Below are 14,284 nucleotides of genomic sequence, written 5' to 3' on the forward strand. Positions count from 1 at the left end.
GTGCTCGACATTGTAGTCTCTTTCAGCATGTTAATTGTGCTCTCTCCGCTGCTGCTATTTCTGGTAGTGCTGGTCAAAGCCACTTCTACCGGACCTGCGATTTTTAAACAGACCCGCGTCGGTCTGAATTTAAGAAAAAAAGTGAAGAGTGACCGCCGTCAGGAGCAGATTGATTTATTGGAACTGGATCTGAGTTCCGATCGTCGTGTTTCCGGTTCGGATCGGCGTGATGAAACTGGCTACGGGATGCCGTTCACATTATACAAGTTTCGCACGATGACCGTGGATGCCGAAAAAAATGGTGCGCAATTCGCCGTCCAAGGCGACCCGCGGGTGACACGGCTCGGGCGCTTCATGCGAAAAACGCGACTGGATGAACTGCCGCAGTTGTGGAACGTGCTCAAAGGCGAAATGACGCTGGTCGGCCCGCGCCCGGAACGCCCGGAGTTCATCGAAGGCTTGAGCAAAGAGATCCCGAACTACATCAATCGCCTGGGCTTGAAACCCGGTCTGACCGGCGTGGCACAAATCGTGAATGGATACGATAACAACATCGAAGGCTTCCGCAGAAAAGTTTCGCTGGATCTGATGTATCTACAAAACTGCTGTTTCTGGAACGACATGAAGATTCTGTTCCGCACGATCCGCGTCATCTTAACAGGCAGCGGCGCGTTATAAAAATTGTTTGAGCCAACGATTTCTCTGCCAAACTGCCCCATTGATTGTGGAAGTGCGATTTGATTCTTTGTCGTGAGGATCGTACGTTTCCTTGCTTTGCGGGGGCGTTCCTGATAATCTGGCGTGTGTGGAGGGCGAGTCAACAGGATGTTTTTTGCAGCGTCGACAGTACTCGGCGTAAGGTCAATTGATGTTTGTCTGGCTCGGTAATTTAAGGTGCGTCAGGGTACGCAGGCTGGTCAGTCTGCTGGTACTCGTTTCTTTTTGCGCCTCGTTTGTTCCGCTGCCTGTTGGCTCACGGTCCTCTGTCGAAAAAGATCAGTCGACCCCCTATCCCTGCCAGAATCGCCCCTGTGGCTGCCGTTCCGCAGAACAGTGCTGGAAGAGTTGCTGCTGTTTCACGAATAAAGAAAAACTCGTCTGGGCGGAAGCAAATGGAGTCACCCCGCCGACTTATGTCATCGCAGCGGCTGCGAACGAATCTGACACTGCGGTCTGTAAAGCGGGTGGCTGTTGCACAAAACCAAAGTCGGCAGACGTAAGCGCAATCATTCAAACTGCTTCCAAAACGAAGGATTGCTGTTCTAAATCGGATCACTCACACTCAGAGAATGTGCCTGCCGTAAAGGGGGCTGAGGAAGAGAGTGAGACTTTGTTTGTCATTGGCGTGTTGGTGCAGAAATGTCAGGGGCAGGGATTGTTCTGGAATAGTCTCCCCTGGGCGATTCTGCCTGAAATTCAGACCGGCCTGATTCACGCTGATCCTGTTGTCTGGACGCTGCCTGTTTCGCTGAAGGCGCCCGCATGTACGGTTGAGCCTCCCGAACCACCTCCTCGCGTAGCGCTGGCTGTCACAACGATGGCCTGAATTCGTATCCGCTGACTGATTCCGGTGCGCTGCTGCGCGCTGAGAATCGGGTTAACGGACAGGCGTGCGGCTTGTGCTGGTGCGCTTACGGCGGGACGCGGCTCGCTCTCCACAAAGCTGGTTACCGGCCTGCTGTGAGCGTGCTACCACCGGCCGCACAGACCTCGCGGATTCAGACTCTTTTTTAAATTCTGTTTCACTGCTGCGCTCAAGGTGCGCGCACGGGTTTGAATCAGACCACTCAAATTTATCTTGCGAGGAAATACCATGTCATTCCCTTTTTCACACCGGCGGCGCACGAGTCGCGGGTTTACGTTAATCGAACTGCTGGTGGTGATTGCCATCATTGCCATTCTGATTGCCTTGTTGTTACCCGCCGTCCAGCAGGCACGGGAAGCAGCCCGGCGCACCCAATGCAAAAATAACCTGAAACAGATTGGCCTGGCAGCCCACAACTATGAAAGCGCATACCGCGTGTTTCCCGGACTGTCTTCTGACAGTGCGTATGGTTTTTCTATTCAGGCGCGGATTCTGCCGTTTGTCGATCAAGGCAACCTGCAGAACCTGATTGACTTTGATATCCCGCTGATGGTCGGGTCAGGGGGCAGTCAGTCGATGAACCCCGTTCACAATGGGGTTGCGGGTCAGGTTTTGCCTTTATTTCTGTGTCCGAGTGAACCGGAATCACCGCTGTTTCAAAACAGCAATACAGGCAGCGGTTTGTTTGCCGGGACGAATTATGTGGTCTGCACCGGTGATGGAAGAGATTCCAATTACGATACGCGTGCGCGGACGAACGGGATGTTCTTCTGGGGGTCAGCGACTCGTTTCCGGGATATGTTAGATGGCTCCTCCAACACACTGATTCTGTCCGAATCCTTGATGGGCAACAAACAGGACGGAAGCGGACCCGTCGTCGACCCGCAGCGGCAGATGGCGCGCTATGGCGGGGGAGGCATGGGGGCAGCCGGAGCGGGTTTCACCGGACCGCCGGGGCATAATCCAGATATCGCAGCCGCGGCTGCGGCTGCCGCGAATTATGACGGACGCGGTCGGAGTTCCTGGATCTGGGGGCGCGAACACCTGACGACGTTCAATACTTATATGACGCCGAACTCAGAAGTTCCCGACGTGCACCGCAACGGGTTCGGCTGGTTTGCGCCGCGGAGTATGCATGTCGGCGGTGTGCACGTCGGACTGGGTGATGCTTCCGTGCGGTTTGTGAGCGACAGTATCGACGTCAATCTCTGGCGCGCACTGGGAACGAAAGGCGGCGGTGAAGTGATCGGCGATTTTTAACATCAATTGTTGATCGTACTTTTCAAATTAAAACAAACAAACTTAATTTCAACGTTTCTGAGGAGAAACAGATATGAATGAGCTATTTTCCAATCCGCGGTCGGCAGGCTGGCGCGCGACGATTCTGTCTGCGGGCATCGTGATTTTCACTTTTGTGGTCTGCATTGCAGAGGAGACAACAACCGGAACTTCCAACGCGCAGCGCTGGCCCGGTTTTCAGGGGGCGGGAGCGACAGATCTCGCCGTCGATTCTCTACCGTTGACGTGGTCGCCGGAAAAGAACATCGCCTGGCAGACAGACATTCCCGGTAAAGGGCAGTCGAGTCCGGTGATCTGGGGCGAGAGGATTTTTGCGACATCGATTGAAGGGGCCATGAAAAACGACTGCCATATCGTGGCGCTGGATCTTTTGCAGGGAAAGCGGATCTGGGATTTCAAGACGGCGTCCTCGCAGCCGGTGCGCGGCAATTATTTTCAAAGTCGTTCGGCTCCGACACCAGTCGTGGATGCGGATCGTATTTATGCTTTCTTTGAAACGGGGAATCTGCTGGCGTTGACTCATGACGGCAAGCAGGTCTGGTCGCGCTCGCTGACAGAGGATTACGGCGAGTTTGAAGTGCGGATTGGTCTGGCGGCTTCACTCTTACAGACGGCGGACAGTGTGATTGTGCTGATCGACCATGAAGGTCCCTCATATCTGCTGTCCGTCGACAAGCAGACCGGCGAGACGAGATGGAAAACAGAACGCTTCAGTCGCCAGAGTTACGCATCCCCGGCGTTGTTGAAGATCGATCAGGCTGATCAGATCATCTGCAGTTCGAGCGGCAGTGTGGATGGATACGACCCTGCCAGCGGGAAGCTGATGTGGACGTTTGAAGAAGTTGGCGGCAACAGGGCCTGCACGCCGATTGCTTTTGGTGAGGGCAAGTTTCTGATCAGTGCTTCGCCGGGCATGCACGATGAGCGGCTGGATGACGCCAGGAAATCGAATTTTGCCATGCAGGTCAAACGTGTCGGCGACGAATATCAGCAGACGATTCTCTGGAAAACCGGTAAAGCGATGCCCTCGTTTGGTTCGCCGATGGTGCATCAGGGGCTGGCGTACTGGGTCAACAAAGTGGGTGTTGTGTACTGTTTTGACGCGGAAACGGGCAAGCAGGTATATGTCAAACGCTTGCGGCAGCCCTGCTGGGCGACACCGCTCGGGCTCGGTGATCGGATTTATTTTCCCGGCAAGGATGGTCTGACGACGGTGATTGCCGCCGGCCCCGCGTTTCGGATTCTGGCTGAAAACGAACTGTTTGCCGGTGCGGCTGCCGCCGGAGACGCTGACCTGCAACGCAGTCAGGATGCCGCTCATGGAGCGCATTCGTCGCGACGTTCTGCAGATGCGGGAAACGGCCCGCGTACTCCGTCAGACACAACCTCCGAGGCAAAATCCGGTGCTGAAGTAAAACAAAGCCGGGGACCGCAGCGAGCCGAAAACAACGCAGGGGCACAGCCGCGCACGCGCAACGGACTGACCTTTGCCGATCCCGTTCAATACGGTTATGCGGCGGTGAATGGTTCGCTCGTGATGCGGACGGGCAGCAGGCTGTATTGCATTCGTAAAGCGACGCTTGTGGAGGGAACAGAGCAGGGGGGCAAAGCGGTTTCGACGGAAGGAGTCGGTCAATGAGCGGCTTTCATCGAATGCTGGTTGTGATTGCTGTTGTGGTTGTATTGGGGAGCAGTTCGATCCGGGCTGCTCCCCCTCTGGACTTTGAGGAGGCACCGATTAACTATAGTAACGCTTCCCCGCAGAATGTGATCACCCGATTGCAGAGAGAGTTGGACGCTGATGGTAAAACATGGAAGTTCGGGGATGATTCTGGTTATCTACTTCCGTTACTCAAAGATCTGAAAATTCCTGTTTCGTCGCAGATGCTGCCGTTTTCGAAAACGAGTTTGCAACGTCATTTAATTGGACCGGAACGACCCCGCGCGCTGTATTTTAATGACGATGCGTATGTCGGTTACGTTCAGGACGGTCTGCTTGAACTGATGGTTTCCGATGAAAAGCTGGGGCTGGTGTTTTATACTCTTGAGCAATCTTCGACACGGCCACAGTTTCAACGACAGGTGGCCCGGTGTATGACGTGTCACGCTTCGACGCGCACGAAGAACATTCCCGGTCTGCTGGTGCGGTCGCTGTTCGTCGATCCGGAAGGTCTGCCGGTTCTGTCTGCGGGCAGTTATCGCACGGACCATTCCAGTCCGTTATCCAGACGCTGGGGAGGCTGGTATGTCACGGGAACGCATGGCAAGACGGCACACATGGGAAATTTTCATCTGCCTGCATCGAAGCGACCGAAGCAACCCGTAGAAAACATCACCGGCAGTAATGTAACGGACCTGTCGAAGCTGATAAACGTCGGCAGCTATATTTCACCGCACAGTGACATTGTGGCGCTGCTGGTTTTCGAACATCAGATCGACGCCCACAATTTTATGATCCGCACCAGCTATGCGTGGCAGATTGATGTGCACCGCGGTGCTGAACTCCAACCGGAGGCGGTCTGGAAGCAGGAAGCTGAGCTGCTTGTGAAGCATCTGCTGTTTGAGGGGGAAGCTGCACTCGAATTTCCCATTCAAGGCACATCTGAGTTTGCGGATGAATTTACCAGACGCGGCCCCTTCGATTCGGAGGGGCGATCATTGCGGCAGTTCGATCTGCAGAAGCGGCTGTTCGCGTATCCCTGCAGCTATATGCTTTACTCTGCGGCGTTTCAGTTTTTGCCGAAAACGGTCCGTGCTCACGTTTATGGACGACTGCGCGAAGTTCTGAAGGGGACAGGGAAGTTAAAAGCGGATGTGCATCTCTCTGATACCGATCGTCAAAATCTGCTGACGCTACTGCCTGCGACAGTGCCTGAATTGAAACGGGTCTGGGAAGAAGCGAACCTGACAGAGACACCGGGACAAAAGTGAAAGTGAGGATTTTCTGAAAGCTGTTTTCATTCTTTTACCGGTGCCCTTTTACCGGTGCCGGATTTTCATCTGCGGCGCTGATTACGGCATGAGGTACAATCCGCTTCGGCAAGAGCTTCTCTTTCAAATCGCATTTTGATTTCTGGCGTGGAATGATGATCTGGAATGGCAGTCTGCTGCGCCCTGCGTTCGATCCGAAAACCATGTGGGTTCAACCTGGCTGCATGTGTTGCACAGGGTAATGGATGACTGTGATAAATCATCTTCAGAGGCGTGGGTTAGTCAAGGTTGGAATAAGTCCAGTTCAGGTCAGGTAAGGGACAGGGATGGTCAAGTTGTGTTCGGTTAGTGTCAGGTTATGGTCAGATTTGTCCTGCGAAGACGCTGCTCATTTTGAACCGGTGAAAACTTGGGTTTTGCAAAGCTCTATCTGGCAAGAGGTTATGACGGTGCTGCGATCAACGGGGTGGAAAGTTTTCACTAAACAGAAAAATAACTCGCGTGCGCGACGCGTAACACGCAGTATCGATAATGGCGCAGGGAAGTCCAGACGTAAAAAACGCCCTGAAAACAGGGCGTTTTTCTGGATCTTCAGATTCCTGAGTTCGTCAACGTTCATTCGTTTTCTGAGGAATTGCAACAGGTGCGAATCCGGTTCAGGAATCGGTTTCGGGATAGTGGCTGAGTTCCAATGTATTGGCGGGCACCATCTTTTCGTTTTTGGTATCCCAGCCCATCATCTGACCGGATCTCCAGGATTCATTGGCCATGTTGACGGCGACGACACCGGCCAGACCCAACTCGGTCGGGCAGTTCAGCGCTTCGCCGTTTCTCAGATGGTTCTGCAGATTGGTGTGATGCAGTTTCGTATCTTCTGCGCCCGATTTTTTATGTTCTGCGAGAACCTTGCCGTCTTTATCCTTGGCGACCCAGCCGGAAGGAGTGAAGTAAAGGGTGCCGCGATAGCCGCGAATCAGGTGGTCGATGCCGACCCGGTTACTCATTGTCCCCAGCACATAAACGGTCATGCCACGCGGGTATTCGCAGATCATTTCAAAGTTGTCCGGCAGATCGCGCCCGTCGGGCCACTGCCAGATGCCGCCCATGCCAACCACGCGACGCGGGTAGAGCAGGTTGCAGGCTTTCATGATTCTGGTAATACGGTGGATGAAGAGATCGGTGCAGATGCCGCCCGAGTATTGGGAATAGTTGCGCCATTCAAAGTAATGATGCGGATTCCAGTCTACTTTCGGAGCATGTCCGAGCCACGCGTTCCAGTCGAGGTCGGCCGGTTTGGCTTCATCGTCTTTCAGACCGGGACGACGCCAGGGGCCTTGATCGCCGTAGCGGCGGACATATTCGATCTGGGCCTGGACGACCTGGCCGATGACGCCTTGTTCAATCGCTTTAGCGGCCGAACTGTAGGAATCGTCGGACATGCCTTGCACGCCGACCTGAATCGGCCGCTTGGTCTCTTTCTGCTTTTTGATCACTGCCTGGGCTTCGGGAATGCTGTGCGTCATTGGTTTTTCACAATAGACGGCTTTGCCTGCATCCATCGCGTCGATGGTCATCTGAGCGTGCCAGTGTTCCGGAGTGGCGATCGTGACATAATCGATGTCTTTGATTTCCAGAACCTTGCGATAGTCGGAAAAGGCCTGTTTGGCCCCTGTTTTTTCCTTGCCTTCATCGGCGCGGGTTTTCCAGCAGTCGGCAACCGCGATCGCTTCGAGGTTGTTTTGATCCTTGATCGCGTTGTACGTACTCATGTGGGCGTTGGCCATGCCGCCTGCGCCGATGAAGCCGATCCGAATCCGGTCGTTGGCGCCGAGAATATTTCCGTAGCTTTGTGCGGTCCAGGCCAGGCCGGCAGCGATGGTGCCGCCCGTCTGGAGGAAACTTCTGCGCGTGACTTCAGACGAAGCCGCTTTCTTTTCAGAGCTCATGCGTGCTTATCCTGTTTGAAATTAAGGAATGATCTATGTGGTGGTTTCAGCAGATTATTTGAGTTCTTTGATCCGCATGTTTTTGAACTCAATTTTCGCGCCGTGACCACACAGGCAGAGATGACCGGATTCACGCTTCAGGCCGGGATGGTCTTTGCCGTCCATGGTGCCGTTTTTCTTGGCGTCGGTCATATCGAAGTCGAGAATGGTGGTGCCATTCAATGTGACTTTGACTTTGTTGCCGTCGACCAGAAGTTCCTGTGTGTTCCATTCACCAACTGGTTTGAGGTGACCGCGTTCGGCGGCAGCAGTTCCGTAGAGCGAACCGTGGTACTGGTATTTCTGAAGCTTGGCGTATTTTTCTGCCGAGTCATCGAGGATCTGGATTTCTTTACCTGCATAAGCGGGACTGTTTTTGTTGAGATCCATGGGCACGTGAAAACCGATGCCGTTATTAGCGCCGGGTTCCAGTTTGAAATCAAACCGCAGGACAAAGTTTTTATATTCTTTATCGGTAAACAGATTACCGCCGCTGTCTTTTTTACTGATGAGCATGCCGTCTTCTGCAAAATAGCCGTCGGTGGCACCTTTCCAGCCGTCGAGATTTTTACCGTTGAAGATGCTGACGAAGTCGCTGTCGCAATGTTCTTCAGCGCTAAGAGGTACAACAGAGAAACTTGCGAAAGCCAACAGGCACAGAGCAGTAAATTTCCTGGTCGTGAATTGAAGCATCGTGTTGATTCCTTGCTAATTCGCAATTGAAAGTTAAGTCAGTCAGGAAGGAAAATCCTGTGATATTTAAGGATCTTTAAAAAGGCGTGCAGAATTGAGCATACCAAAGAGAGTTTACCAGAATCAATGGAAAACCGCGTGAAAGCGCAGGGTTTTTTGTTTGAGGCAATTTTGATTAAAATGACTATGATATGGGAAATATGATTTCGAGCATTACTCACAACCGGAAGATTTACGGATATGAATTTAGAAAATGAAACCGAGTCTGACGTTCCGACGGTATTCTGGGTTGGCGGAACAGATGGATATCTGAAAATGATCGATCAGACTTTGCTGCCCACCGAGTTTCGGGAAATTGAGTGCCGCAATGATGAAGCTGTTTGGGAAGCGATCAAGAAATTACGCGTTCGCGGCGCACCGGCGATTGGCATTGCAGCCGCTTATGGCGTTGTATTGGCATTGCAGAACGGTACTGGCACGGAGCGTCCGGACTTCGATCAGCGATTAACAGAAGCTTCCGAATATTTGGCAGGCAGCAGGCCGACTGCCGTCAATCTTTTCTGGGCGCTGGATCGCTTGCAGAGGCTGGCCGCGGATTCACCAGAACTTTCAAACAGCGAGATGCATCAGCGATTGTTGGAAGAGGCGCGGCTGATTGAACAGGAAGATCTGGTGATGTGTCACAAAATCGGTGAAGTAGGAGCCGCTTTGATTTCAAACGGAGACGGAGTTCTCACGCATTGCAACGCCGGCGGCCTGGCGACATCAGGGGGTGGGACCGCGCTGGCGGTTTTCTTTGAAGCGGCGCGACAGGGAAAAGGGATTCACGTTTACGCGGATGAAACGAGACCATTACTGCAAGGTGCCCGCTTAACGACCTGGGAACTGATGCAGCGCGGCATTCCCGTAACGCTGATCAGCGATTCGATGGCGGGCTGGGTGATGAAGGAACAGAAGATTCAGGCGGTCGTGACGGGCGCTGATCGGATTGCCGCCAATGGCGACTCGGCGAATAAAATCGGGACGTACTCGGTGGCTTTATTGGCCAGCGTCCACAAGATCCCGTTTTATATTGCTGCACCGTCGAGTACGTTTGACTTAAGTCTGGAGAGTGGCGAGGAGATTCCGATTGAAGAACGCCATCCTGAAGAGATCACACATGGATTTGGCAAACAGACGGCGCCTGACGGTGTCGATGTTTATAACCCCGCTTTCGACGTGACTCCCGCGAAATATATTACGGGCATCATCACAGAACGCGGTTTGATTCAGCCTGTCACGAAAGAGGAAGTCTTACGTGTGCTGTCTTCTGATCCCGCTTAAAGCAGATAAAACTGAGATCGCCGGTATCAATATCGGGGAGGTTGATTGTATCCGGGTATCGCTCCCCGATACTGTGGTTGTACCGGCTGTTGTTGTTGATACTGCTGCTGATAGGCGTTCTGTTGCTGATAAGGGGCCTGATATTGAACGGGCATCATGGTCGGTTGTTGCTGATATAAGGAAGATCGCTGTTCCTGATTCTGTTCCTGGTATTTTCTTTTCCGCTGCTGAATTTCTTCGATATCTTCTTCACGTGGAGGCAGCGCGTAGTTTTTCCAGGTTCCCTGTTCCTGGTATCGATTCCAGAAATGCTGTGAGTAGGAAAGTTGCGGCGTAATTCCCCATCCCGCAGCCGTCTGAGTTTGTGAGAGAACGTGGCGGTAATTATAAGGTTTAAAATAATGATATCCGCTGTAAGGAGATATTTCCTGAAAGTAAGCATGCTGCCAAGGGTATTGTGAATCGAAGGGGTAGAGTGGATCACCATAGATTCCACCAGTCACCCCGGCAGAGGTCATGGGGTAATTTGAATCATACTGAACTTCGGCGGCACTATAGTCGGCAGGATCTCCACCGATGGCAGCAGCAATGGCAATGGCAATAAATGTAGTACACATATTCCGAAATTCCTCTTTATCACCAAACAGAGACCGTATTCTGTTTGGTGAATTGGTTCAATCATTGAGTTGGATGCAAGCGCGATACGCTCCTGCATTCTTATTTATCGGACGATCAAAGCGCCTTTCCTTCAGGTTCATCACAAAAATCGTAAGATGTAAATCACATAAGCGCGCTACAACCTGAATATTTTTAAATCTGGTTAGATCATCCGGTGAAGATAAACCGGCAATCTCTGCCGAAACCCGGTCGGGCATCAAAACTTTTTCGTGGTTTTCGTCTCTGAAGAATAATCATGGTGTAGGTTTCATTGTAGACGTGAAAAATTCCAAGCGAGTTACTTGATTTGATCAGATGTAAATCTAGACGACTGGAACAAGTGATTCAGCAGGGATGATCGCGATCATTGATAGATTCGGCATCGATTCACCTTAAGTGCTCTGAGAAAAGTGAATTGATTCCCGCTTTTAATCATAAACAACGACGTTTTGAAATACTTACATGAAGTGTAAGGGACCAATCATGCAACAATTGACAATCATAAAAGCGATGGCGGTGATCTTAATCGGATCAACCGCTCTCTATGCTGATGATGTTGTGATACCGGGGGCAGATCTGGGTAAATCAGCCACTTTGCCGCCTCCCGCGAGTTCTGTTATTCCCCAGCCCGATCCCGCAGCAAATGCACAGCCCCAGTATCAACAACAGCCCGGGTCAGCTAGTCAGAATCCGGACGCACTGACCCGCCCTGTGCCCGGCTATCAGGGAGGTCCGTATGTAAGAGGAGGTAATCAATATTGGCTGCCGAACAATGTGGTTCCTCAAGTGGGTTCACCTTATTACTACAGTGCAACTCAGGGACCTGGCGGGACTTATGGAATGACCGCACCAAAAGTGGGGATTCAAGCAGGGCAGACCTGGTTCGGCGGTCAAAATGAAGCCAATGTCGGAATGCAAAACCAGGCGCTATCACAAGATCCGTACACTAAGCACTTTGGTCCCGGATTTTATCGTTCGAACGAATATGGCCATTACCGTTTTCCGTCATACAGTTATCGGCGGCCTTGGTATAATCCTGGGGCTCCTACTTACAATCGCGACACTAATTATCGCTGGTAAAAATGAAATTAGGAAATACAGATAGACTATTTCCGATTCGTTCACAGTGCATGCAAAAAACCCAGGCTTTCCGCCTGGGTTTTTTTATTGAGTGATAAGCTGCAAGGGTTTACCCTGAAAAGACGCGGTAGAAGAGGAAAATTAAGTTGAACCACTCTAATCCTCTTTTCGTGATCAGCCGATACAAACAATACAATGTGGTATGTATCTGCCCAGATTGCGTGCTTTCGATCTGAGATTGGGAAGATTTGTTCCCCGTCTCAATCAAGTCAGTCTCTATGGCTCATGCCCTGAAATGATTATCAGACAGTAAGTTAGGGAAAACTTGCTGGAATGAAATAAACAAAAATTAATAGTTCTTCACCACGTTGTTAAGAACTTACAGGTTTTTTAGTCCTGAAAAGAATTTTAGTATTACGCAAATTACCTTTTTCCTCTTTGCAGGTAATTGGGGAGCAACTGCGGATGTTCAAGAAGAACTGCCACGGATCGGCATTTCGAATTTTTGAAAAGAATCAATGTCAAAACGCTATTTTATTGATAGTGATTCTATTTACGAGTTCGATAGGGATCGCTCAATCGGGATATGCTCAAGGACCCTCCATGCTCCAATTGCCGCCACCCCCTGTTCAACGGGGAGGTGGGTATGCAGCTGCACCAAATCAATTTCAATCAGAAGATTTCGGACAATATCAGCAGCAATCCCAGGATCAGCAGTATCAACAGGGAATGATTCCCATCCAGAACGCGCAACTTCAATCAGCAGGTCCGCGCATCCGTATGGTTCAGGATACAGGGCGAATTACCCGGAAACCATTACCTACACAGATTCGATCTACACCGGGAATCTTTGATGAAATGGAGATTATCATTCGCCGCAGTCAGCTGGTGATCACGAATTCTCGGATTCGAAGATATGCGATTGCAGATCCTTCCATTATCGAATTTGTGACCTACTCGCCGACGGAAGTGGCGATTGTTGGTCTGGAGATGGGGACAACGACGTTGACCCTCTGGTTCGAGGGGGATGAAAGTCCAATTACTTATCTTGTTCACACAATCCAGGACCCAAGTCTCGAAGGCCAGCGACGCATTGATTACGGCAAGCTGGAACGCAAAATAGCGGTATTATTTCCTAACAGTAAAGTTTATCTGATTCCTCTTTCCCGAAAAATTATCGTCAAAGGGGAAGCTTCTGACGCTTCGGAAGCTGCCAATATTCTTTCCGTGATTCGCGGAGAAGTGATTAACTTTGACGGGAATCTGGGTGGCCCTCAGCCTTATTCCGCTGGTGGAGCATTTGGGGGAGCGGGAGTTGACTCGACGTATGGTGGAGTCAATTACGACTATGCCTCTTCATTAATAGTCAATATGCTGGAGATTCCGGGTGAATTTCAGGTAATGATCCATGTGACAATTGCTCAAATGAACCGCACCATGATGAGACAGCTGGGCGTTGATTTAAGCGTTCTGTTTGATGGCGGGCGTCAATTTATCGGTTCGACAATGGGGGGAGTCCCTTCTACATTGACAGGTATTTTCGAAGCCGGTGAAGTGAATGTGCTCATCAATGCTTAGGCGCAGAATGGCACCACGAAAATTATGGCTCGACCGACGTTAACCGTGTTGAGTGGTCACTCGGCGAGTTTCCTGGCCGGCGGTGAATTTGCAGTACCTACGATTGTCGGCGTCGGGGGAGCTCAGGGAACATCAACAACGTTTCGCGGCTTTGGTACTTCCATTGTGGTAACGCCGATTGTGATCGACAAGGACCTGATTCGAATGAGAATCGTCCCTGAATATAGCCAGATTAACGATAGCAACTCAGTCGGTGGTATTCCCGGTTTGAATTCCAGAAGAGCCCAGACGACTGTGGAATTACGAGAGGGACAAACCATTGTCCTGGCTGGTTTATTCGGACATGACTCGTCAACAGGTGTCACGCGAATTCCCTGGCTGGGAGAAATTCCTCTCATTGGAAGTTATCTTTTCAGTTCCAAACAATCGAGCCAGGGAGAGTCGGAATTATTGATTACGGTGACACCTCAGTTGGTACGGCCTATGGAAGAAGATGAAGTGCCACCCTATCCGGGCTTCGAAGTCACTGTGCCTCAGGATAAAGAATTATATAAATATGCTATGACAGAAGGGGCTCCGGACAAAGGCGTATATCAGCTGCAGCCTTATGGACGCGGGGCCGGCCAGGGGGTCGAGGTCGGATACCAGCCGTTTAATCCGGCACCTGCTTCTCCTTATTATCCACCGATGAATACGGGAACCTATCAAAACAATCCCCCCGTTCAGCCAATCCCGCAAAGTGGTACTTTTCCGGCTCAACCACGTCCTGCTCGACCTCCGATGAATCCGGCACCATCGAACCAATATCAGCCATTACCTCCGCCACCGGCTCCAGGCGTGAGTGGACCCCAGGCCCGGTCTACAGGTTATGGTACAAACCAGCCACAACAGAATCCGCGTCGCTTTACACAAATGATCAAAGACCGGTTTCAGAACACGAGTCCAGACAGTAATAATAGCTGGGTCGAACCGGCAGGGTACGTGGATCCCAGGATGAGAATGGATTCAGCCGAACCGCAAAAGAGTCGATCAAAATTTCCCTGGATGGGTCAGGGAAAGTAATTCCATGAGTAATGATTGAAGACAGAATTTCATTTATAAATTTGAAAACGAGATACGAATTATCTTTAGTTTTAAGATAACGTCGTATTTT

Annotated in this window: 11 protein-coding genes and 1 pseudogene; 9 read left to right on the forward strand and 3 right to left on the reverse strand. The window is 51.2% G+C overall.

The annotated features are described in order from the left end of the window. The 5 genes from Q0294_RS07075 to Q0294_RS07095 all read left to right on the forward strand — a co-directional run. Positions 1–678 (forward strand): sugar transferase (locus Q0294_RS07075; RefSeq protein ID WP_299462489.1); only part of this gene is annotated, 678 nt, incomplete at its 5' end. A 190-nt stretch (positions 679–868) separates the two neighbouring features. After that, positions 869–1,546 (forward strand): hypothetical protein, encoded by a 678-nt coding sequence (locus Q0294_RS07080; RefSeq protein WP_299462492.1) that lies wholly within the window; start codon positions 869–871, stop codon positions 1,544–1,546. 267 nt (positions 1,547–1,813) lie between these two features. Next, positions 1,814–2,845, forward strand: coding sequence for a DUF1559 domain-containing protein (locus Q0294_RS07085; RefSeq protein ID WP_299462495.1), 1,032 nt, complete (start codon positions 1,814–1,816; stop codon positions 2,843–2,845). 73 nt (positions 2,846–2,918) lie between these two features. Then, entirely contained in the window at positions 2,919–4,523 is a 1,605-nt protein-coding gene (locus tag Q0294_RS07090; RefSeq protein WP_299462497.1) for a PQQ-binding-like beta-propeller repeat protein, read from the forward strand. Then, complete coding sequence (locus Q0294_RS07095) at positions 4,520–5,815, forward strand: hypothetical protein (RefSeq protein WP_299462500.1); 1,296 nt, start codon at positions 4,520–4,522, stop codon at positions 5,813–5,815. Before Q0294_RS07090 ends, Q0294_RS07095 begins: the two co-directional genes overlap by 4 nt. 656 nt (positions 5,816–6,471) lie before the next feature. Here the strand turns inward: Q0294_RS07095 and Q0294_RS07100 are convergent. Further along, a complete protein-coding gene (locus tag Q0294_RS07100; protein WP_299462502.1) occupies positions 6,472–7,761 on the reverse strand; it encodes a Gfo/Idh/MocA family oxidoreductase in 1,290 nt (429 codons plus the stop codon). Positions 7,762–7,815: 54 nt separating this feature from the next. Next, on the reverse strand, positions 7,816–8,493 hold the full coding sequence (locus tag Q0294_RS07105; protein WP_299462505.1) for a DUF1080 domain-containing protein: 678 nt from the start codon (positions 8,491–8,493) through the stop codon (positions 7,816–7,818). A gap of 240 nt (positions 8,494–8,733) precedes the next feature. Here Q0294_RS07105 and mtnA point away from each other — a divergent pair, with 240 nt between their 5' ends. Then, positions 8,734–9,816: an S-methyl-5-thioribose-1-phosphate isomerase gene (gene mtnA / locus Q0294_RS07110; RefSeq protein ID WP_299462508.1), complete on the forward strand. Its 1,083-nt coding sequence runs from the start codon at positions 8,734–8,736 to the stop codon at positions 9,814–9,816. A 26-nt stretch (positions 9,817–9,842) separates the two neighbouring features. On the opposite strand, the gene Q0294_RS07115 is transcribed toward mtnA, so the two are convergent. Next, positions 9,843–10,433 (reverse strand): hypothetical protein, encoded by a 591-nt coding sequence (locus Q0294_RS07115; protein WP_299462511.1) that lies wholly within the window; start codon positions 10,431–10,433, stop codon positions 9,843–9,845. Positions 10,434–10,956: 523 nt separating this feature from the next. Between Q0294_RS07115 and Q0294_RS07120 the strand changes: the two genes are divergently transcribed. The 3 genes and pseudogenes from Q0294_RS07120 to Q0294_RS07130 form a co-directional block, all read left to right on the forward strand. Then, the gene (locus Q0294_RS07120; protein WP_299462514.1) at positions 10,957–11,553 is read left to right on the forward strand and encodes a hypothetical protein; all 597 of its coding nucleotides are present in this window, start codon (positions 10,957–10,959) and stop codon (positions 11,551–11,553) included. A gap of 603 nt (positions 11,554–12,156) precedes the next feature. Further along, positions 12,157–13,131, forward strand: coding sequence for a pilus assembly protein N-terminal domain-containing protein (locus Q0294_RS07125; protein ID WP_299462517.1), 975 nt, complete (start codon positions 12,157–12,159; stop codon positions 13,129–13,131). 15 nt (positions 13,132–13,146) lie between these two features. Beyond that, a pseudogene (locus Q0294_RS07130) lies at positions 13,147–14,193 on the forward strand (type II and III secretion system protein); the annotation flags it as partial. Positions 14,194–14,284 lie beyond the last annotated feature (91 nt).

The organism is uncultured Gimesia sp. (genome assembly GCF_937919775.1).
GTDB lineage: Bacteria > Planctomycetota > Planctomycetia > Planctomycetales > Planctomycetaceae > Gimesia.